The following is a 20,742-nucleotide window of genomic DNA, read 5'->3' as shown; positions in this document are numbered from 1 at the left end:
TGTTTTGGCTTTTAGATAGAACACCATTGCAAAGAAAAATTGAATTTATTATTTTAAAAAAGATTTTAAATAATCTACCTGAAAATTTCGTCTAGGCTACGACCCAGTTCCTCAAGTGCGACTTATCCGACGGACGAGGGCTTTTACGCACGCAGTTAGGTCCAGGGTGTGGACGATGGCTGAGGTCTTGACCAATACCGGTCGGGCCGCCAGCAACGCAGGGATGCAGAGGACCGAGCTATGGCTGTCGAGTGGGTTGTCGCTGCGGGTGTGTTTGTAGGGTTAAGCGTAGTGTTGTGGGGCTTCAGTGCCCGGATGACACGGCGAATAGAAGCCGCTGTTCCGATCAACGGGCGCTTTCTGGAGATCAACGGCGAGCGCTTTCATTATGTAGACGAGGGCAAGGGCCCGCCGTTGGTGATGATCCACGGGCTGATGGGCAGCAGTCGCAACCTGACGTATGCCTTGTCTGCCCAGTTACGTGAGCACTTTCGGGTGATCACCCTGGATCGTCCGGGTTCGGGCTATTCCACCCGGCGTGCCGGGACGGCCGCCGACCTGCCTGGCCAGGCCCGGCAAGTCGCCAGCTTTATCAAGACCCTGGACCTGGATAAACCGCTGGTGCTGGGGCATTCCCTTGGCGGGGCGATTTCCCTGGCCCTGGCGCTGGACCATCCCCACGCGGTGTCCGGATTGATCCTGGTGGCGCCGCTCACCCATCCCCAGCGCTTGCTGCCGCTGGTGTTTATGTCGTTGGCGATACGTCCGGGATGGCTGCGACGCTTTATGTCGCACACCCTGACCCTGCCCATCGGCCTGCTGACCAAAGGCTCGGTGGTCAAAGGCGTGTTCGCCCCCGACCCCGCCCCGGAAGACTTCGCCACTCGCGGCGGTGGCTTGCTGGGCATGCGCCCCGACAACTTCTATGCCGCCTCCACCGAGATCAACCTGGTCAACGAGTTCCTGCCGGACATGGTCAAGCGCTACCCGCGACTGACGCTGCCCATCGGGCTGATCTATGGCGCGCAAGACAAGGTGTTGAACTTCCGCAAGCACGGCCAGGCCCTGGCCAGCCTGGTGCCGGGCCTGAAGCTGCAGTTGGTGGAAGGGCGTGGGCATATGCTGCCGATTACCGCTACAGAGCGTGTGGCGGCCGTGGTCGAGCAGGTGGCCAAGCGTGTCCGGCCCCCGGAAAGCGCCACGGTGGTGCATCCGTCGTTTGCCGTGGTGAGTAAATAATTGTGCGACTGAACTCGCGGTTCGACCCCGTCAATGCTTGCCCTAGACACCTGACCAATCGGCTGAAAAAGAGACTGCCCGGTCACGTTCATAAGGGTTCAAGAATTTAGTTGACGACCTAACGATTCCGCGCTATTTATTTAAAAAAATATTTCAATGTCTAATTTGAAATAATTTTTGAAATGCCTAAGAGCGAATAAAATAATGAAAAAAACGCCTTTTATCGCATGGTTGAATTCTCGGAGCAGTCATCGCTCCGTGTACCTGTTCAGTGTTGATTTTTGCTCCCTGCCTACCTGCCTCGTACGGAGGTTGCCATGAATCAGACCCTGGCCGCCCCGAACGTCTGGACCGACGCCAAGCGCCACCTGTGGTGGCTCGGCATCATGCCCCTGGCAACCCCCTTGCTCTCAGGCACCCTGGCCATCACCACCGGTGTGCAACAACTGTGGTGGGTTGGCGTTCTGGTGATCTTCGGCCTGATCCCATTGATCGACGGCCTGCTGGGTGAAGATGTCAGCAACCCGCCGGAATCCGCCGTCAGCAACCTCGAATCCCAAAGCTACTACCGCTGGATCGTCTACACCGGCGTGCTGTTTGTCATCGCCTCGGTGCTGGTCACCGGGTGGCTGGCGGCAGGCGGGATCGACTGGATCATCAGCGGCGGTCTGCTGCACGCCACCGCTGCGCTGGACCCGTCGAGCTGGCTGGCTAAAACTGCCGCATACATCACGGCCCGCACCCAACTGCACGGCGAAATCAGCTGGTTCACCTACCTGGGCATGGCGATGTCCACTGGCGCCGCCACCGGCATCGCCATCAACACCGCCCATGAGCTGGGGCACAAACCGCGCCTGCTGGAAGTCATCCTGGCCAAGATCACCCTGGCACCGACTTTCTACGGGCACTTCTATACCGAACACAACCGTGGCCACCACGTACGCGTTGCCACCCCGGAAGATCCGGCCAGTTCGCGGTTGGGGGAGAGCTTCTGGGCCTTCCTGCCGCGCTCGGTCTGGTTCAGCGCCCGCTCGGCATGGAACCTGGAACGTGAACGCCTGCGCAAACTCGGCCTGCCGGCCTGGCACTGGAAGAACGCCGTGCTCAGCGCCTGGATGTACAGCGTGGTGTTGTGGGGCGCGATGATCGCCTGGCTCGGTGCGGCAGTGATTCCGTTCCTGATCATCCAGGGCATCTACGGCTTCTCGCTGCTGGAAGTGGTGAACTACGTTGAACACTACGGCCTGAAGCGCCAGAAGTTGCCGAACGGGCGTTATGAACGCTGCTCGCCCCGGCATTCGTGGAACAGCAATCGGATTGTGACCAATATCTTTCTGTTCCAACTGCAGCGGCACTCCGACCATCACGCCAATCCAACCAGAAGTTATCAATCCCTGCGTCACTTTGATGAATCGCCGCAACTGCCATACGGCTATGCCAGCATGATTGTCTGGGCTTACGTGCCGTACTTGTGGCGACGACGCATGGACCACCGAGTCCTTAATCATTATGCCGGGGATATTACCCTGACCAATCTTCAACCTTCACAACGTTTGAAGTACATGGAGAAGTACAGCAACACCACCAAACCCTTCTAACGTAAGCGGTCAGTCGTAGGACGTACTCGGGATCTGTGTATCGCGCAGGTTTTCATCGCCCAGGCTTTACCGGTTTCGAGTACGGCTTAGTTGCAAGAAAGTTGTTTGACCCGAACAAAAATAAAATTAAGGGAAGGACGTACACCATGCAAAATCCTGCCAAGTTCACCACGCACATTGTATTGGCCGCCCTGGGCCTGATCGTTTACCACCAGGCCCAGGCCGCCCGTATCGAACCCGCCGGCAGCGCGTTTACTGCTCAGGGCCCCATCAGCTTTTCCAAGGGCGCGCTGATCAGCGCGGACTGCACCATCAAGGTCGCCGGCAAGGTGGCGGCGGATGGCTCGTCGGTCAACGTCGATAAAGTCGAGTTCGACGGCGGCCTCAAGTGCAGCCGGGTGGAAGCGATCAACTTGCCGTGGGTATTGGTGGCGAAAGATACCAAGAGCGGCTCGATGTCGAAGATCGCCGTCGATGTGCACGCCTTTGGTTTGGGCGGTAAATGCGGACCTTCTACCGCCGATGGCACGTGGGATAACGCCACCGGCAAGTTAGAGGCTGCCAATGTGCCTATCGGCGAAGACTGCACGATTAAAACGGTGTCGATCAAGATGCCGCCGACTTTCAAAGTTGTTGAGTAACAGTTAGGCGTTGTAGCGGTAATTGAATTGAAATTTGGCTGGAAAGGGAAGTTCTGCAGATTCACCGTGACCTCTCGATCATGGCCATTACCCCTGGCGAAACGACTCGCCATAACATGTGAGGAAAAACAATGAAAAGCTTGAAAACCCTCGTTTGTGCAACTTCTTTCGCAATGTGCTTCGGCGCAGCTTCCATGGCAAGTGCGGCCTCCATCTCACCGGATGGTCCGTTCTCGACCAGCGCCGGCACCATCGTCGTGAAGTCGCCTTCGTCCTTCGGTGCAGCCGTGACCTGCGGCATCACCTTTACCGGCAACGTTAGCGGTGGCGTGGCCTCGATCAACGGTGCATCCCTGACCGGTGGCGGTCTGTGTGGCCTGCCAACACTGACCAACCTGCCTTGGGTACTGACGGCTGCAACGGGTACCACCGGTAGCGTCACCAACGTCGGCTACAAGATCACCTCGATCCCGGCCACCAACTGCGGCCCAACCACCATCGCTGTGACCTGGACGCCAGGCACCAAAACGCTTTCGGCAGCCAATCAGGCGCTGACCGGCAACTGCACCGTGGTTTCGCTGAGTGTTGTTGCCCCAACGCTGACCGTTAACCCGTAAGCGCGACTCCGTAAAGGGCTGATCACCCCGTTCAAAGACCGGTGCCTTGTGTGAGGCACCGGTTGGGGAAACCACCGGTGGAGCCGGTTGGATACTTTCAAGCCCCGATGACCTGTGGTCTGAGTCCGTCGGGGAGAACAGGACCCACGTGTTGAGCGCAACCCGTCAAGCCATGAATGGCCACTGCACCCTGGTGTCGTTGAACGCCACGCTGACCGGTTCGCTCACCCGCAATCCCTGAATACCGATACACCGTTCCAGGACAGGCGTTCTTTGAAAGACGTTCTGTGGTTATACGACCCACCGGCAGGGGCCGGGTGTAAATAATAATAAGGAGTGCCGCATGAACAATAAGAAACAACACGCTCACACGTTACTGGGACTGGCCCTGTTGGGGGGCTTGATGACCGCGGGGCAAGTCCAGGCGGGTGGGTTCTCCACACCGACCTACGGCGCGCCTGGATGGGGTCGTGCGTTTGGTGGCGGTTCACTGTTCAAAAATGACCCCAGTGCCGCGTACAACAACCCGGCAGCCATGGCCTTTATCGATTCAACCATCGCGCAACAGACCGTTGACTACGCTCGGGTCAAGATCAAATACAGCGGCCAGGCCTATGACTACGCGGGCAACCCGGTGACCAATACGCCCGTACTGGATGACCTGGGCAATACAGGCGACCCGGCCCTTAACAATAATAATGGCGGGCAAGGCGGCTTCACTGCTTGGCTGCCAACCGGCTTTCTGGTGATTCCCATGGGCGACCGTTTCGCCTTTGGTCTCAGCCAAGTCGTACCGCAGGGTATGAAAACCACCTGGAACGAAGATTCAAAACTGCGGGATTTCGCGGTCGATACCAAAATCGAGACCATTGGTCTGACCGGCTCCCTGTCGTTCAAGGTGAATGATCAGTTCTCGGTCGGTGGTGGTGCCATCGTCCAGCGCAGTCAAGGGTTTGTTAGCCAGAACATTGATTTGCTGGCCGCTGCGGATGTTTCTCCTGGGCTGGGAGGCTCGGGTTTCCCCACGGGGCTGGGGCATTCCCTGATGCGTGTGAAAGTCGATAACATCTCTGTGGGCTGGTTTGGTGGCGTGGTTTGGAAGCCGACGCTGCAAGACACACTTGGCTTGAACTATCACGCCAAGATCAAAAACAAGATGACCGGCAAATACAATATCTACACCGATGCCATCGGCCGTAACGCGATGACCAATCCGATCGGTCCAAACGGCGAAACCCTGGTTGAAATCGCCTACCCGGGTCTCAAGCTGTTCCCGGACGGTGCCCACGCCAGTACCCAACTGGATATCCCGGCGACCGCGTCGATTGACTGGGTTCACCAGTTCAACGACCGCTGGACGTTGGGGGTGAGTGCCACCTGGACTGAATGGTCTTCCTTCCAGGACCTGACGCTCAAGTCCCAAGGCACCACCATTGTTGCCATTCCCTACAACTACAAAAACGCCTGGATGACCTCGATTGGCGGCGACTACAAAGCCACCGACGAACTCACCCTGCGCGCTGGTGTGGCTTACGACCAGACACCTACCCGCAACTCCACCCGTGACCCGCGAATCCCGGACGGTGACCGTTACTTCCTGGCCTTTGGTGCCGGTTATGACATCAAGGCGGTTCCTGGCCTGTCGGTGGATGCCGCGTACTCGCACCAATTCGTGCAGAAGGTCAACCTGAAGACCAAGAACGTTGATCGTCTCGGTGGGGCGCAGTTGGATGGCGAGGCTGAATCCTCAGGGGATGTGGTCAGCTTGTCGGCAACCTATAAGTTCTAAGGTTGTCGAGGGCAGTCGTGGAGAAGGGCAGCCAGCGCATCTTGCTGCCCGGCTCCACGCTGTCGTCCGATTTCGATTCCTTGCGCTTAACCTGCAAGGCTGACTTTGTTCAGCCGCTATTTTTTCGTTAAAACATTAAATAAAAATTTCAAAACAAAATTTGAATTTATCTTTTCAAGTTTGTAGTGTGGCTTTACGTCACAGGTCATTCCGATCTGCCCGGGCGTTTGCCGTACCCTGAATTGAGTAGAGGTATCCCCATGGTTATCTGGTTATTGGCGGGACTCGCAGCAGCGATTGCCCTGGCGTATCGACAAGCCGCTGCCACCTTCTGGCTGGGTGCCGGCCTGGTCTGGCTGGCGGTCGGTTACCTGTTCAGCGTGGTGGCCGGTTTCGGCGCCAGCGTGGTGGCGTTGCTGGTGGTATTGCCCGCGTTGCTGCTGACGATCAAACCCCTGCGCCGTGCGCTGTTGACCAGCAAGGCCCTGGGCCTTTTCCGCAGCATCATGCCGGCGATGTCCGACACCGAGCGCGCTGCCATCGAATCCGGCACCGTGTGGTGGGACGCCGAGCTGTTCAGCGGCAAACCGCGCTGGGAGCGCCTGCTGCAAGCCGCACCGGCGAGCCTCAGCGCTGAAGAACAGGCCTTCCTCGACAACGAAGTGGAGACCCTGTGCGACATGTCCAACGACTGGGAAACCACCCAGGTCTGGCAAGACATGTCCCCCGAAGGCTGGCAGTACACCAAGGATGCCGGCTTCCTCGGCATAATCATTCCCAAGCAATATGGCGGCAAAGGCTTCTCCCACTATGCGCATTCGCAAGTGGTGATGAAGCTCTCGACCCGTTGCTCGGCGGCGGCGATTTCGGTGATGGTGCCCAACTCCCTGGGCCCGGCAGAACTGCTGCTGCACTATGGCACTGACGCCCAGCGCAACTATTACCTGCCACGCCTGGCCCGTGGCGAAGACATCCCGTGTTTCGCCCTGACCAGCCCGTATGCCGGCTCTGACGCCGGGGCAATTCCAGACCTGGGCATCGTCTGCAAAGGCCTGCACGAAGGTGAGGAAGTGCTGGGTTTCCGCGTGACCTGGGATAAGCGCTACATCACCCTCGGCCCAATCGCCACCGTGCTCGGCCTGGCATTCCGTGCCGAAGACCCAGACGGTTTGCTCGGCCAGCCCGGCTCCCTGGGCATCACCTGTGCGCTGATCCCGACTTCCCATCCGGGCGTGAACAGCGGCCGGCGTCACTGGCCACTCAACGCCGTGTTCCAGAACGGCCCAACCACCGGCAAGGATGTATTTATTCCGCTGGAATGGGTAATCGGTGGCCGCGAACAAGTCGGCAATGGCTGGCGCATGTTGATGGAATGCCTGGCGGCTGGCCGGGCGATTTCGCTGCCGTCGGCCAACGTCGGCCTGGGCAAGGTGGCCGTACGCGGCACCACCGCTTATGCGGCGATGCGCAAACAATTCGGCCTGCCCATCGGCAAGTTCGAAGGCGTGCAAGCGCCCCTGGCACGCATGGCCGGGCATCTGTATGCCTGCGACGCTGTGCGCAAGGTCTCGGTGGCGTCGCTGGATGCCGGTGAAAAGCCGTCGGTGATCTCGGCCATCGCCAAATACCACGTTACCGAGCGGGCGCGGATCATCGTCAACGACGGCATGGACATTGTGGCCGGCAAGGGCATCTGCATGGGGCCCAACAACTTTCTCGCCCGGGCTTACCAGCAAAGCCCCATCGCCATAACGGTGGAAGGCGCGAACATAATGACCCGCTGCCTGATCATCTACGGCCAGGGCCTGATTCGTTGCCATCCCTATGTGTTCCGTGAGATGGAAGCGGCGCGCAACACCGACCGGCGCAAGGCCCTGGTGGATTTCGACAGCGCGATGTTCGGCCATCTGAGCTTTGTGCTGGCCAATACCGTACGTGCTGCGGTGCATTCGCTGACGGGCGGGCGGTTGATTTCCGTGCCCGGCAAAACCGATCCCGCGCTGGCGTCCTACTACCGCCAGGCCAATCGGTTGTCGGTGGTACTGGCGTTGATCTCGGACATTTCCATGGGCGTGCTGGGCGGTGCCCTCAAGCGCAAGGAAAGTATCACCGGGCGGCTGGGAGACATTCTGTCCCAGCTGTACATCCTGTCCTGCGTGCTCAAGCGCTTTGAAGATGATGGCCGGCCCCAGGCAGATTTGCCGCTGGTGCATTGGGCGGCCCAGGACGCGTTGCTGCGGGCCCATGAAGCCCTGGCTGAAGTGCTCGACAACTATCCGTCGAAAGCCGCAGCGGTGGTGGTGCGTGGCTTGACCTTCCCGTTTGGTATTCCACTGCGCAAACCGTCGGATCGCCTGCTGGCGCAAGTGGCGGAATTGGTGCAAGTGCCGGGGGAAACCCGCGACCGCTTGCTGGGCAATTCCTACATTCCGCGTCCGGAAATCGACAAGCTTGCGTATGGCGAACTGGGCTTCCGTCTGTTGCCACAAGTGGAACTGATTGAGGCGCGGCTTAAGGGTGCGATCAAGCAAGGCCTGATCGAACCGATGCCGATTTCCGGTACTGCGTTTACCCCGTGGCGGGTCAAGGCACGGGCGCTGGACCTGATCAGCGACGACGAAGACAGCTTGCTGGCGCGTTATGTGGAATACGGCGATCACGCGATCCAGGTGGACGACTTCCCGCAAGACTTCGGCTTGCTGGAAGCCTTGCAACAGCGCCAACAGGCACTGGAACAGGCCGCCAAACCGACCGCCAAACGCCGCGCCAACCAAAGCGAAAACGCGCCGGTCAACTGACCCACTGTAGGAGCGAGCTTGCTCGCGAAGGTCGTTAACGATAACGCGGGAAACCTGACACCCAACGGCGCTCTCCGGTTTTTCGCGAGCAAGCTCGCTCCTACAGAGAATTACGACAGGATCCTTTTATGAGTGACAGCTACCTCTCATTCGTCAATTCGCCTTGGGGCCGCTGGCTGGCCCGAACCGCGGGCCTGCCGCAACCCCTGGCGCTGCAACGTCATCGCAGCGGCCAACAAGGCCTGGCCAACCCGGTGATCGTCGCCGGGGCAGGGCGCCTGACTGCTGAGATCCAGCGCATCTTCAGCGCCACCGACACGGTGCCCGCCACCGCAGCGACCCTCAAGGCGCCTTCTACAGTCAAAGTCCAGGGCGCGGTGTTCGACGCCAGCGACATCGCCGACCTCAAGCAACTGGACGAGCTCTACGCATTCTTCCATGCCAACGCCAAACGCCTGGGCCAACACGCCCGGGTGGTGGTGCTCGGCACCGCGCCGGAGTTGTGCAAGGACTTGCCCCAGGCCATCGCCCAACGCGCCCTCGAAGGCCTGGTGCGCTCACTGGCCAAGGAGCTGCGCCGGGCAATCACCGTGCAGTTGATCTACGTCGCCCCAGGTGCCGAAGGCGCGCTTGAAAGCAGCCTGCGGTTCTTCCTGTCGCGGCGCTCGGCCTATGTCTCGGGGCAGGTGGTGCGCCTTGAGAAACCAGTCGACACCCAAGCCGACATCAACTGGGACAAACCTCTCAGCGGCCGCCGTGCCTTGGTCACCGGCGCGTCCCGTGGCATTGGCCTGGCAATCGCCCAGGTGCTGGCCCGTGACGGCGCGCAGGTGGTCTGCGTGGATGTGCCCCAGGCCCAGGAATCCCTGCAACAGGCGGCCAGCAGTGTCGGTGGCAGCGCACTGGCGCTGGACATCACCGCCACCGACGCCGCGCAGCAACTGCAAGCCCATATAAGCCAACACGGCGCATTCGACGTGGTGGTGCACAACGCCGGGATCACCCGCGACAAGACCATCGCCAAGATGACCGAAGCGGCGTGGCGCAGCGTACTGGCGGTGAACCTGGAAGCGCCGCTGCACCTGAGTACCGCATTGCTGGAAAACCAGGGCCTGAACCCCGGTGGGCGGATCGTGTGTGTCTCGTCGATTTCCGGCATTGCGGGCAACCTCGGGCAAAGCAACTACGCCACGTCCAAAGCCGGTGTGATCGGTCTGGTGCAAGGTCTGGCACCTCAGGCGGCGGCGCAGCAAGTGACCGTGAATGCGGTGGCTCCCGGTTTTATCGAAACCCAGATGACCGCGAAGATCCCGCTGATGATTCGCGAAGCGGGGCGGCGGATGAATTCCATGTCTCAGGGCGGGCAACCCATCGACGTGGCAGAAACCATTGCCTGGCTGGCGCATCCGGCTTCCGGCGGGGTCAATGGCCAGGTGGTGCGGGTCTGCGGCCAAAGCCTGTTGGGAGCCTGACCTATGGACTATGTAACGCAGATTATTGACCCGCCGCCATCACGCTCGCGGCTGTTGCTGGACGGGGTATTGGCCCTGCGCAAACCCAAGGTGGAAGGTACGCCGACGTTACCGAAAGACCGCTTGGTACGGTCGGCCGTTGAGCTGTCTGCCCAGGGGATTGCGGCCTACGGTCGCGCCTGCGGTTTCCGCCGTGAGCAAGGCGTGCCGCTGTCCTATCCCCATGTGCTGGCGTTCCCGCTGCACCTGATGCTGCTGACCCGGCCGAGCTTCCCGTACCCGGCCAGCGGCATGGTGCATTTGGCCAATCGCATCCGTCAGCATCAACGCCTGGACGCGGGCCAGGCCCTGCGGCTGGAGGTGTATTGCGAGCGCTGGGTCGCCCATCCCAAGGGCCAGGCCCTTAGCATCGCCACCCGCGCCTACAGTGCGGGTACCCTGGTGTGGGAGAGCGACAGCCTGTACCTGCGCCGTGACGTAAAAGCCCCGGTCGGCGAACCGTGGGGCGATGTGCTGTCGTTGCAGGAGGAAGGTTTGCTACGCACCCAACGCTGGGTGCTGCCGGCCGACCTCGGGCGGCGTTTCGCCAAGGTCTCGGGGGATTTCAATCCGATTCATACCTCGGTGATCGGCGCCAAACTCTTCGGCTTTCGCCGGGCCATCGCCCACGGCATGTGGACCCTTGGCCGCGCACTGGCCGCCCAGCAACCGCCGGGTGGGTTGGAGCAGGCCGAAGCCCACTGCGACTTCAAGTTGCCGATCTTCCTGCCCGGCCAGGTCGCCTTGTGGAACGTCCCGCCAACCGGCGCGCGTCGTGAGTTTGAAGTGCGCAATTTCGCCGGTGACAAACCCCATATGCGTGGGCTGTTTATCTGGAATGAGAACCCTCGATGAGTGACTACAGCTTCAACCCGGCCCCGACCCGCCGCGTGGCGATTATCGGCGGCAACCGTATTCCGTTCGCTCGTTCCAATACCGTGTATGCCCATGACAGCAACCAGGATTTGCTGGTCGCTGCCCTGCAAGGCCTGGTGGATCGCTACAACCTTCAAGGCCTGCGCCTGGGCGAGTTTGCCGCCGGTGCGGTGATCAAGCATTCCCGGGATTTCAACCTGGCCCGGGAAAGCCTGCTGTCCACCACGCTGTCTCCGGAAACCCCGGCGTACGACCTGCAACAAGCCTGTGGCACCGGCCTGGAGGCCGCGTTACTGGTGGCGAACAAGATCGCCCTTGGGCAGATCGAAGTGGGCATTGCCGGTGGTTCCGACACGACGTCCGATGCGCCCATCGGCATCAACGAGTCCCTGCGCCGGACCTTGCTTTCAGCCAACCGCGCCAAGGGTACCGGCGCCAAGTTGAAGGCACTGATGAGCGTGCGCCCGTCGATGTTCTTCAAGCCGCTGTTGCCACGCAATGGCGAGCCGCGTACTGGCCTGTCCATGGGTGAACACTGTGAAGAAATGGCCAAGCGTTGGCAGATCAAGCGCCTGGCCCAGGACGAACTGACCCTCACCAGCCACCAGCGGTTGGACGCGGCGTACAAGCAGGGTTTCTTCGATGATTTGATCAGCCCGTATCGCGGCCTGGCCCGGGACAACAACCTGCGGGCCGACACCAGCCTGGAGAAACTCGCCGGCCTGTCCCCAGCCTACGACCGCCAGAACGGCACACTCACCGCCGGTAACTCCACGCCCCTGACCGATGGCGCCTCAGTGGTGTTGCTGGCCAGCGAGGAATGGGCCGCCGAACGCGGCTTGCCGGTTTTGGCCTATTTAAGAACCGGCGAAACCGCAGCAGTGAATTTCGTCGACGGTACCGAAGGCCTGCTGATGGCCCCGGCCTACGCCGTGCCACGCATGCTCAAGCGCGAAGGCCTGACGTTTGCCGACTTCGACCTGTTCGAGATCCATGAAGCCTTCGCCGCCCAGGTGCTGTGCACCCTCAAGGCCTGGGAAGACCCGGATTACTGCCGCAACCGCCTGGGCTTCGACGCGCCGCTGGGCAGCATCGACCGCGCCAAAATGAACGTCAACGGCGGCTCCCTCGGCTGCGGTCACCCGTTCGCTGCCACTGGTGGCCGGCAGCTCGCGGCACTGGCCAAGGCTATTCACCAGCGGGGCGGCGGCCGAGGCTTGATTTCGATCTGCGCGGCGGGCGGGCTGGGCATTACCGCTATCGTCGAAAAGTAGTTCCCACCATAAAAACAACAAGGAGACTGCCATGAACGCTGTAAGCCTGGAACAGACCGAACGCCTCTGGTTGAACGCTTACCTGCCCGGCGTACCGGCAGACATTGATGCAGGCATCGAGGAATACCCGTCGTTGCGCGAGGTGTTCCTGGAGCACCTGCACAAATTTCGCGAGCGCGTGGCCTACGTCAGCATCGGCACCGAGATGACCTACGCCGACTGGGAAGTACAGGGCATCGCCTTTGCCGCGTGGCTGCAAGCCCAGGGCGTGAAGAAGGGCGATCGGGTGGCGCTGATGATGCCCAACTGCTTGCAATACCCGATCTGCCTGCTGGGCACGATCCTCGCGGGCGCCGTGGTGGTCAACGTCAACCCGCTCTACACCGCCCGAGAGCTGCAGCATTTGCTCAAGGACAGCGGAGCGGAGACCCTTGTGATCTTCGAAAACTTCGCCCACACCTTAGAGAAAGTGGTCGCGGCCAGTACCGTCAAGCGTGTGGTGATTGCCGCCATCGGCGATCTGCTCGGCACCTTCAAGGGCGCGGCGATGAACTTCATCCTGCGCAGCGTGCAGAAGCAGGTTCCGCGCTTCAACCTGCCGGGGGCGGTGCGCTTCAACCAGGTGCTGAAGCAGGGACGCGGGCAGACCCATCTCGCGGTGCCGATGAATCGTGAAGACCTGGCCTTCCTGCAATACACCGGCGGCACCACCGGCGATGCCAAGGGCGTGATGCTCAGCCATCGCAATATTATCGCCAACCTGTTGCAGGCCAAGGCGTGGGTCGGTGATCAACTCGACCAGAACCAGCAGGAAACCAACGTCACGCTGCTGCCGCTCTACCACATCTTTTCCCTGACGGTGAACTGCTTGATGTTCATGTGCCTGGGCGGGCGCAACATCCTGATCGCCAACCCGCGGGACGTGAAACGGGTGCAGATGATCCTGCGCAAGGAGCGTTTCAACGGGATTGCCGGGGTGAACACGCTGTTCAATGGCCTGCTGGAAAACAAGGAGTTCTGCGCCCGGGACTTTTCCGATTTGCGCATGGTGATTGCCGGCGGCATGGCCACCCACACTGCCGTGGCCAAGCGCTGGAAGGAAGTCACCGGCTTGCCGATCATCGAAGGCTACGGCCTCACCGAGTGCTCGCCGGTAGTGAGCATCAGCCCCATCGACATCTCACGCATGCGCGAGATGGAGTTCACCGGCAGCATCGGCGTGCCGCTGCCGTCGACTTGGGTGCGGTTTGTTCGTGAGGACGGTGAACTGGCGGAGCTGGGCGAGCAGGGCGAACTGCAAGTACGCGGGCCGCAGGTGATGCAGGGTTACTGGAAGCGCCCGGCGGAAACCGCCGAGGTGCTGGATGCCGAAGGGTGGTTGTCCACCGGCGACATCGGGGTAATGAATGAGCTGGGCTTCATCCGCCTGGTGGATCGCAAGAAGGACATGATCCTGGTGTCCGGGTTTAACGTGTACCCCAACGAGATCGAAGACGTAGTGGCGCTGCATCCCGGCGTGGCGGAAGTGGCGGCGATCGGGGTTGAGGATGGCGTGACCGGCGAACGGGTGAAAATCATCGTGGTGCGCAAGGACCAAAGCTTGACCCAGGAGCAGATTCTGGCGCATTGCCGGGAATACCTGACGGGGTACAAGGTGCCGCGGTTTGTGGAGTTTCGTACGCAAGAATTGCCCAAGACGACGGTGGGCAAGGTGTTGCGCCGGGCACTGCGCTAATCCCGAGTGAACGCCGTCAAAAATGTGGGAGCGAGCTTGCTCGCGAATGCGGTCTGTCAGTCAACATCTCCATCGACTGATCCACCGCATTCGCGAGCAAGCCCGCTCCCACATTTGATCTTTGGTGGCTGAAAGGACGCCATCAGTCGTCGAATCCCACCTGCTCATGTATCTCATCGACCTTCAATTCCAGCCGATACGCCACGGCAATAAACAATGCCTGGCACAGGCACAGCGTCGCGCTCAGTGACCTGAACGCAAACGACGAGCCTTCATTCACCAGCAACACCGTGCTCGCCCGCTTGGCCAGGGGCGACAGGTTGCTGTCGGTGATAATCAGCGTCTTGGCCTGATGGTGCTGGGCAATCCGCAGGCAGTGCTGGGTTTCCTTGCCATAGGGCGTAAAGCTGATGGCAATCACCAGGTCATTCGCCCGTACGCTGCGCATCTGCTCGCGGTAACTGCCGCCCAACCCCGACACCAAATGAATCCGCTTGTTGGTGTGCTGCAGGTTGTACACCAGGTAATCCGCCACGGCGAACGAGCGGCGCACGCCCACCACGTAGATATTGTCGGCATTCACCACCAGGTCCACGGCCTTGTCGAAGGCCACGTCATCCAGTTCCAGCCCCAGGCGTTCGATCCCCGACAGCGTGGCATTCACGCACTCACGCGCCAGGTCGCCGCCGCTGGCTTTCTGTGACTTGTTGGCGATCATGCTGCGGATGCGCTGCTGGTAGTTCTGCACCGGCGTGGTCTTGTGGGTGTAGGCCTCGCGGAACAACGCCTGCATCTCACTGAAGCCACTGAACCCGAAACGCTGGGAAAACCGCACGATGGCCGACGGGTGCACTTCGCATTCACGGGCGATGTCGCTGATGCGGTCGACCATGATCCGGTCGCTCTGCTGGCTCATGTAGCTGGCGATGCGCTTGAGCTGGCGCGGCAGGCTCTCGTACTCATCTGTGATCAGCTGCAACAACCGCTCGGCGTTCAGCGGCGGGCTGGCGAGTGCGTCTTCCGGGGCGCTCTGGGACATAGGGAATCCTTCTGGCTTGTTCTTATAGGGCGCGTTGAGTCGCCCCAGACAATAAGTCGATGTGCGCAAGTCTACAGGGTAGGCGCAAAAAAATACCTCGGCATCCTGGCCCTCGGTGCAGCTGAAACGATGCACCGTGGCTGGAACACGCCAATGGTGGCTTATTGGAAAATATATTCCACAAAAAATATTTATAGAATAAATATTGATTGGCGTCGCCAGACGTTCTAGTCTGCTTGCACCAAGAGCGTATGCCGCCACCACGACGGCACACGCAGGCTGATAAAAATAACAGGAGCCAGCATGGGCCAGACTCGTTTTGCCAGTGGGCGTCAATTGGATCTGATTTGCCTGGGACGCCTGGGCGTCGACCTTTACGCACAACAAGTGGGTGCACGGCTGGAGGATGTCTCAAGCTTCGCCAAGTACCTCGGCGGTTCCTCCGCCAACATCGCGTTCGGCACCGCGCGGCTGGGGCTCAAGTCGGCGATGTTGAGCCGGGTAGGAGACGACCATATGGGGCGTTTTCTGCTGGAGTCCCTGGCCCGTGAAGGTTGCGATGTCAGCGGCATCAAGGTCGACCCGGAACGCCTCACCGCCCTGGTGCTGCTGGGCCTCAAGGACCGCGAAACCTTCCCCCTGGTGTTCTATCGCGAGAACTGCGCCGACATGGCCCTGCGCGCCGAAGACATCAGCGAAGCGTTCATCGCTTCCAGCAAGGCGCTGCTGATCACCGGCACTCACTTCTCCACCGACGGCGTGTACAAGGCCAGCGTCCAGGCCCTGGACTACGCCGAGAAACACAACGTCAAACGCGTGCTCGACATCGACTACCGCCCGGTACTCTGGGGCCTGGCCGGTAAGGCCGACGGTGAAACCCGTTTTGTCGCCGACCAGAATGTCAGCCAGCATGTGCAGAAAATCCTCCCGCGTTTTGACCTGATCGTCGGCACCGAAGAAGAATTCCTGATTGCCGGTGGCAGTGAAGATTTGCTCACTGCACTGCGCACGGTGCGCGGCCTGACTTGCGCAACCCTGGTGGTCAAGCTTGGCCCGCAGGGCTGCACGGTGATCCACGGCGACATCCCGGCCCGCCTCGAAGATGGCGCGATCTACCCTGGCGTACGGGTGGAAGTGCTCAACGTCCTGGGCGCCGGTGATGCCTTTATGTCCGGCTTCCTCAGTGGCTGGCTTGAAGACGCCAGCGACGAGCGCTGCTCCCAGCTGGCCAATGCCTGCGGCGGCCTGGTGGTGTCGCGCCATGCCTGCGCACCGGCGATGCCGACCCGCGCCGAGCTCGATTACCTGTTCAACAGCCCGGTGCCGATTACCCGTCCGGACCAGGACGCGGTGCTGCAACGCCTGCACCGGGTCAGCGTGCCGCGCAAAGCCTGGAAGCAGCTGTTTGTGTTTGCCTTCGATCATCGCTGGCAGTTGGTGGAACTGGCCCAAAAAGGCGGCCAGGACCCGGTGCGCATCAGCGCCCTCAAGCAACTGTTTATCCAGGCCGTGGAACGGGTTGAAAGCAAACTGGCGGAGCAGGGCATCGAGGCTGACGTCGGGATTCTGGCCGATCAACGCTTCGGCCAGGACGCGCTGAACGCCGCCAGCGGTCGCGGCTGGTGGATCGCCCGTCCCGTTGAAGTCCAGAACTCACGACCGCTGGCCTTTGAACACGGCCGCTCGGTGGGCAGCAACCTGATTGCCTGGCCCCAAGAGCAAATCATCAAGTGCCTGGTGCAATTCCACCCCGACGACGAGCCGCTGCTGCGCCTGGAACAGGAAGCTCAACTCAAGGCCCTGTATCAAGCGTCCCTGGTCAGCGGGCATGAGTTGCTGCTGGAAATCGTGCCGCCCAAGGATCATCCGTCCACCTATCCCGACGTGCTCTACCGCAGCCTCAAGCGCCTGTACAACCTGGGTATCTACCCGGCGTGGTGGAAGATCGAGGCGCAGTCGGCCGCAGACTGGAAAAAGCTCGACGAACTGATCCAGGAACGCGATCCCTACTGCCGGGGCGTGGTACTGCTGGGCCTGAACGCTTCCGCCGAATGCCTGGCCGATGGCTTCCAGCAAGCCAGCCAGAGCCAGACCTGCCGCGGTTTCGCCGTGGGCCGCACGATCTTCCAGGAGCCAAGCCGTGCCTGGCTGGCGGGGGAGATTGACGATGAGGGGTTGATTCAACAAGCCCAGGGCATATTCGAACAGCTGATCAATGCCTGGCGCAGCGCCCGCGGTTAATTGATTCCACTGTAGGAGCGAGCTTGCTCGCGAAGGTCGTTAACGATGACGCTGGCATTCTGGATGAACGCGGCGTCCTCAGGTTTTTCGCGAGCAAGCTCGCTCCTACAGAAAGCCCGATTTCACGTTATCTGAAAAACAATAATAGGTGCAGCCATGCCCGCTATCCGAATTGGCATCAACCCGATCTCCTGGAGCAACGACGACCTGCCGGCCCTGGGCGGCGAAACGCCGTTGAGCACAGCCCTCAGCGAAGGCAAGGACATCGGCTACGAAGGTTTCGAACTCAACGGCAAGTTCCCCAAGGACGCCAAGGGCGTTGGCGATGTGTTGCGCCCGTATGACCTGGCACTGGTCTCCGGCTGGTACTCCAGCCGCCTGGCCCGGCGCTCGGTGGCGGAAGAAATCGAGGCCATCGCCAGCCACGTCGAACTGCTTCGCGAAAACGGCGCCAACGTGTTGGTGTACGGCGAAGTCGCCGACTCGATCCAGGGTTCGCCGGTACGCCTGATGGAACGCCCGCGTTTCCACAGCGAACAGGCCTGGCAGGAGTACGCCGACAAACTCACCGAACTGGCGCGCTTCACCCTGTCCCAGGGCGTGCGCCTGGCGTACCACCACCATATGGGCGCCTACGTCGAATCCCCGGAAGACATCGACCAACTGATGCGCCGCACCGGCCCGGAAGTCGGCCTGCTGTTCGACTCGGGCCATTGCTACATGGGCGGCGGCGAACCCATCGAGGTGCTGCGCAAACACATCGACCGCATCTGCCATGTGCACTTCAAGGACGTGCGCAAACCGGTAGTGCAACTGGCGCGCAACCAGATGTGGAGCTTCCCGGACTGCATCGTCAACGGCACCTTCACCGTGCCCGGTGACGGTGATATCGACTTCGCCGCACTGCTGGACGTGCTGCTCGCCGCCAACTACCAAGGCTGGCTGGTGGTGGAAGCGGAACAGGACCCTGCCGTGGCGCCGAGCTACATCTATGCGAAGAAGGGCTACGACACGCTGCGCGCGCTTCTCAATGAGAGGGTTGGACAATGAGCCTGTTGGTCAAAAGCAGCAAACGCGGGCAAACCATGGTCGCCCTGGAAGAAGGGCGCCTGGAATATGTGGGCTTCTCCGCCTACCGCCTGAGCCTGGGCGAAACCCTGCCGGTGACGGCCGGTGATAAAGAGCTGTGCCTGGTACTGCTCAGCGGCCGGGTGAATATCCAGGGCGAAGGCTTCAACTGGGAAAACCTCGGTGATCGCCACTCGGTCTTCGAAGACAAATCCCCCTTCGCCGCCTACTTGCCACCGGGCACCGACGCCCAGGTCACCGCGTTGAGCGACGTACAAATTGCGGTCTGCGCCGCTCCCGGCTCCACCGATGCAGGCCTGGCACCCCGTCTGATTCGCCCCGAACAATGCAAGCGCAGCGTACGCGGCAAGGGCGCCAACACCCGCTATGTGTGCGACATCCTGCCCGACAGCGAGCCCGCTCATTCGCTGCTGGTAGTGGAAGTGCGCACGCCCTCCGGTCACTCGTCGAGCTACCCGCCCCACAAGCACGACACCGACGACTTGCCGCACCAGAGCTTTCTCGAAGAAACCTATTACCACCAGATCAACCCGCCCCAGGGCTTTGTGTTCCAGCGGGTCTACACCGACGACCGCAGCATCGACCAGGCCATGGCCGTGGAAAACAGCGATCTGGTGGTGGTGCCCAAGGGGTATCACCCGGTCAGCGTCCCGTATGGCTACGAGTCTTACTACCTGAACGTGATGGCCGGCCCCAAGCGCGCCTGGCACTTCCATAACGACCCGCAGCACAGTTGGCTGCTGGATCTTTAAGCACTTTCGACGGAGAACAAGAACAATGAGCAACGCCCCGGTAATCGGCCATTACATCAACGGCCAGGTGCAGGACAGCGCCAGTGAGCGCTTCAGCAATGTGTTCAACCCGGCCACCGGCGAAGTCCAGGCCCGCGTCGGGTTGGCCAGCCAGAAGACCGTCGATGAAGCCGTCGCGTCGGCACTGAAAGCCTTCCCCGCGTGGTCCGAGCAATCGTCCCTGCGCCGTTCGCGGGTGCTGTTCAAGTTCAAGGAATTGCTCGACCAGCACCATGACGAATTGGCGGAAATCATCAGTCGGGAACACGGCAAAGTGTTCTCCGACGCCAAGGGCGAAGTCACTCGCGGCATCGAGATCGTCGAGTACGCCTGTGGCGCGCCTAACCTGCTGAAAACCGATTTCAGTGACAACATCGGCGGCGGCATCGACAACTGGAACCTGCGCCAGCCACTGGGCGTGTGCGCCGGCATTACCCCGTTCAACTTCCCGGTGATGGTGCCGCTGTGGATGATCCCGATCGCACTGGCCACCGGTAACTGCTTCATCCTCAAGCCGTCCGAGCGCGACCCGTCCGCCAGTTTGCTGATGGCCCGACTGTTGACCGAAGCCGGGCTGCCCGACGGTGTGTTCAACGTGGTGCAGGGCGACAAGAGCGCGGTCGACGGCCTGTTGCAGCACCCGGACATCGAGGCGATTTCGTTTGTTGGCTCCACGCCAATTGCCGAGTACATCCACCAGCAGGCCACTCAGCGCGGCAAGCGTGTGCAGGCGCTGGGCGGGGCGAAGAACCATATGATCGTGATGCCGGACGCCGACCTGGATCAGGCGGCAGACGCCTTGATCGGCGCGGCTTACGGCTCGGCCGGCGAGCGCTGCATGGCAATCTCGATTGCCGTGGTGGTGGGTGATGTCGGTGACAAGTTGATCGAAAAACTGCTGCCGCGTATCGACCAGTTGAAGGTCGGCAACGGCATGCAGAAAGACAGCGAAATGGGGCCGTTGGTCACCGCCGAGCACAAGGCCAAGGTTGAAGGTTTTATCGACCAAGGCGTGGCCCAGGGCGCGAAGCTGATCGTCGACGGTCGTGGCTTCAAGGTACCGGGCGCGGAGGGCGGCTTCTTCGTCGGCGCGACCTTGTTCGATAACGTCACCACCGAGATGAGCATCTACCAGCAAGAGATCTTCGGGCCGGTGCTGGGCATTGTGCGGGTGGCGGATTTTGCCAGCGCCGTGGCCTTGATCAACGCCCATGAGTTCGGCAACGGCGTGTCGTGTTTCACCAGCGACGGCGGCATCGCCCGCGCCTTTGCCCGCACCATCAAGGTCGGCATGGTCGGCATCAACGTGCCGATTCCGGTGCCGATGGCCTGGCATTCGTTTGGTGGCTGGAAGCGCTCGCTGTTCGGCGACCACCACGCCTACGGTGAAGAAGGCATTCGTTTCTACAGCCGCTACAAAAGCGTGATGCAACGCTGGCCTGACAGCATCGCCAAGGGCCCTGAATTCAGCATGCCAACCGCCAAGTAACTTTTTCGAGTGTGG

Annotated in this window: 15 protein-coding genes and 1 pseudogene; 15 read left to right on the top strand and 1 reads right to left on the bottom strand. The window is 60.9% G+C overall.

Annotated elements, in window-relative coordinates:
* Window positions 1–240: 240 nt before the first annotated feature.
* The 11 genes and pseudogenes from AU074_RS20340 (at window position 241) to AU074_RS20295 (ending at window position 14,078) form a co-directional block, all read left to right on the top strand.
* Window positions 241–1,239, top strand: a complete 999-nt coding sequence (locus AU074_RS20340) for an alpha/beta fold hydrolase (RefSeq protein ID WP_076016243.1) — start codon at window positions 241–243, stop codon at window positions 1,237–1,239.
* A gap of 317 nt (window positions 1,240–1,556) precedes the next feature.
* Window positions 1,557–2,837 (top strand): alkane 1-monooxygenase, encoded by a 1,281-nt coding sequence (locus tag AU074_RS20335; RefSeq protein ID WP_076016242.1) that lies wholly within the window; start codon window positions 1,557–1,559, stop codon window positions 2,835–2,837.
* 146 nt (window positions 2,838–2,983) lie between these two features.
* Window positions 2,984–3,478 carry an alkane oxidation protein activator PraA gene (praA, locus tag AU074_RS20330; RefSeq protein ID WP_017479886.1) on the top strand — a complete coding sequence of 165 codons (495 nt, stop codon included), beginning with the start codon at window positions 2,984–2,986 and terminating at the stop codon, window positions 3,476–3,478.
* Window positions 3,479–3,609: 131 nt separating this feature from the next.
* Window positions 3,610–4,095, top strand: a complete 486-nt coding sequence (gene praB / locus AU074_RS20325) for an alkane oxidation protein activator PraB (protein ID WP_076016241.1) — start codon at window positions 3,610–3,612, stop codon at window positions 4,093–4,095.
* A 343-nt stretch (window positions 4,096–4,438) separates the two neighbouring features.
* Window positions 4,439–5,884, top strand: coding sequence for an outer membrane protein transport protein (locus AU074_RS20320; protein WP_076016240.1), 1,446 nt, complete (start codon window positions 4,439–4,441; stop codon window positions 5,882–5,884).
* A gap of 260 nt (window positions 5,885–6,144) precedes the next feature.
* On the top strand, window positions 6,145–8,682 hold the full coding sequence (locus tag AU074_RS20315) for an acyl-CoA dehydrogenase (RefSeq protein WP_076016239.1): 2,538 nt from the start codon (window positions 6,145–6,147) through the stop codon (window positions 8,680–8,682).
* Between the two features lie 18 nt (window positions 8,683–8,700).
* A pseudogene (locus AU074_RS34915) lies at window positions 8,701–8,787 on the top strand (outer membrane lipoprotein carrier protein LolA); the annotation flags it as partial.
* A 23-nt stretch (window positions 8,788–8,810) separates the two neighbouring features.
* Window positions 8,811–10,154: a 3-oxoacyl-ACP reductase gene (locus AU074_RS20310; RefSeq protein WP_076016238.1), complete on the top strand. Its 1,344-nt coding sequence runs from the start codon at window positions 8,811–8,813 to the stop codon at window positions 10,152–10,154.
* Between the two features lie 3 nt (window positions 10,155–10,157).
* The gene (locus tag AU074_RS20305; RefSeq protein ID WP_076016237.1) at window positions 10,158–11,048 is read left to right on the top strand and encodes a MaoC/PaaZ C-terminal domain-containing protein; all 891 of its coding nucleotides are present in this window, start codon (window positions 10,158–10,160) and stop codon (window positions 11,046–11,048) included.
* Window positions 11,045–12,343, top strand: a complete 1,299-nt coding sequence (locus AU074_RS20300) for an acetyl-CoA C-acetyltransferase (RefSeq protein ID WP_076016236.1) — start codon at window positions 11,045–11,047, stop codon at window positions 12,341–12,343. The genes AU074_RS20305 and AU074_RS20300 overlap by 4 nt, the downstream gene beginning before the upstream one ends.
* Before the next feature lie 31 nt (window positions 12,344–12,374).
* The gene (locus AU074_RS20295) at window positions 12,375–14,078 is read left to right on the top strand and encodes an AMP-binding protein (protein ID WP_076016235.1); all 1,704 of its coding nucleotides are present in this window, start codon (window positions 12,375–12,377) and stop codon (window positions 14,076–14,078) included.
* Between the two features lie 142 nt (window positions 14,079–14,220).
* On the opposite strand, the gene AU074_RS20290 is transcribed toward AU074_RS20295, so the two are convergent.
* A complete protein-coding gene (locus AU074_RS20290; RefSeq protein WP_076016234.1) occupies window positions 14,221–15,117 on the bottom strand; it encodes a MurR/RpiR family transcriptional regulator in 897 nt (298 codons plus the stop codon).
* Between the two features lie 303 nt (window positions 15,118–15,420).
* On the opposite strand from AU074_RS20290, the gene iolC reads away from it, so the two are divergent.
* The 4 genes from iolC (at window position 15,421) to AU074_RS20270 (ending at window position 20,727) form a co-directional block, all read left to right on the top strand.
* Entirely contained in the window at window positions 15,421–17,358 is a 1,938-nt protein-coding gene (gene iolC / locus AU074_RS20285; protein ID WP_076016233.1) for a 5-dehydro-2-deoxygluconokinase, read from the top strand.
* 156 nt (window positions 17,359–17,514) lie between these two features.
* On the top strand, window positions 17,515–18,408 hold the full coding sequence (gene iolE, locus AU074_RS20280) for a myo-inosose-2 dehydratase (RefSeq protein ID WP_076016232.1): 894 nt from the start codon (window positions 17,515–17,517) through the stop codon (window positions 18,406–18,408).
* Window positions 18,405–19,199 (top strand): 5-deoxy-glucuronate isomerase, encoded by a 795-nt coding sequence (iolB, locus tag AU074_RS20275; protein ID WP_076016231.1) that lies wholly within the window; start codon window positions 18,405–18,407, stop codon window positions 19,197–19,199. The genes iolE and iolB overlap by 4 nt, the downstream gene beginning before the upstream one ends.
* 25 nt (window positions 19,200–19,224) lie before the next feature.
* Window positions 19,225–20,727, top strand: a complete 1,503-nt coding sequence (locus AU074_RS20270) for a CoA-acylating methylmalonate-semialdehyde dehydrogenase (protein ID WP_076016230.1) — start codon at window positions 19,225–19,227, stop codon at window positions 20,725–20,727.
* Window positions 20,728–20,742 lie beyond the last annotated feature (15 nt).

The organism is Pseudomonas sp. ATCC PTA-122608, assembly GCF_001952855.1.
Taxonomy (GTDB): domain Bacteria; phylum Pseudomonadota; class Gammaproteobacteria; order Pseudomonadales; family Pseudomonadaceae; genus Aquipseudomonas.
The sequence above is the reverse complement of the archived record's forward strand: the minus strand, read 5'-3'. Positions and strand labels throughout refer to the sequence as shown.

Excerpts from the sequence above, each read along its gene's own strand:
- AU074_RS20290 (WP_076016234.1), bottom strand. The coding sequence starts at position 15,117 with ATGTCCCAGAGCGCCCCGGAAGACGCACTCGCCAGCCCGCCGCTGAAC.
- AU074_RS20270 (WP_076016230.1), top strand. The coding sequence starts at position 19,225 with ATGAGCAACGCCCCGGTAATCGGCCATTACATCAACGGCCAGGTGCAG.
- iolB (WP_076016231.1), top strand. The coding sequence starts at position 18,405 with ATGAGCCTGTTGGTCAAAAGCAGCAAACGCGGGCAAACCATGGTCGCC.
- praB (WP_076016241.1), top strand. The coding sequence starts at position 3,610 with ATGAAAAGCTTGAAAACCCTCGTTTGTGCAACTTCTTTCGCAATGTGC.
- AU074_RS20305 (WP_076016237.1), top strand. The coding sequence starts at position 10,158 with ATGGACTATGTAACGCAGATTATTGACCCGCCGCCATCACGCTCGCGG.
- AU074_RS20320 (WP_076016240.1), top strand. The coding sequence starts at position 4,439 with ATGAACAATAAGAAACAACACGCTCACACGTTACTGGGACTGGCCCTG.
- AU074_RS20315 (WP_076016239.1), top strand. The coding sequence starts at position 6,145 with ATGGTTATCTGGTTATTGGCGGGACTCGCAGCAGCGATTGCCCTGGCG.
- AU074_RS20310 (WP_076016238.1), top strand. The coding sequence starts at position 8,811 with ATGAGTGACAGCTACCTCTCATTCGTCAATTCGCCTTGGGGCCGCTGG.
- AU074_RS20335 (WP_076016242.1), top strand. The coding sequence starts at position 1,557 with ATGAATCAGACCCTGGCCGCCCCGAACGTCTGGACCGACGCCAAGCGC.
- AU074_RS20340 (WP_076016243.1), top strand. The coding sequence starts at position 241 with ATGGCTGTCGAGTGGGTTGTCGCTGCGGGTGTGTTTGTAGGGTTAAGC.
- praA (WP_017479886.1), top strand. The coding sequence starts at position 2,984 with ATGCAAAATCCTGCCAAGTTCACCACGCACATTGTATTGGCCGCCCTG.
- iolC (WP_076016233.1), top strand. The coding sequence starts at position 15,421 with ATGGGCCAGACTCGTTTTGCCAGTGGGCGTCAATTGGATCTGATTTGC.
- iolE (WP_076016232.1), top strand. The coding sequence starts at position 17,515 with ATGCCCGCTATCCGAATTGGCATCAACCCGATCTCCTGGAGCAACGAC.
- AU074_RS20300 (WP_076016236.1), top strand. The coding sequence starts at position 11,045 with ATGAGTGACTACAGCTTCAACCCGGCCCCGACCCGCCGCGTGGCGATT.
- AU074_RS20295 (WP_076016235.1), top strand. The coding sequence starts at position 12,375 with ATGAACGCTGTAAGCCTGGAACAGACCGAACGCCTCTGGTTGAACGCT.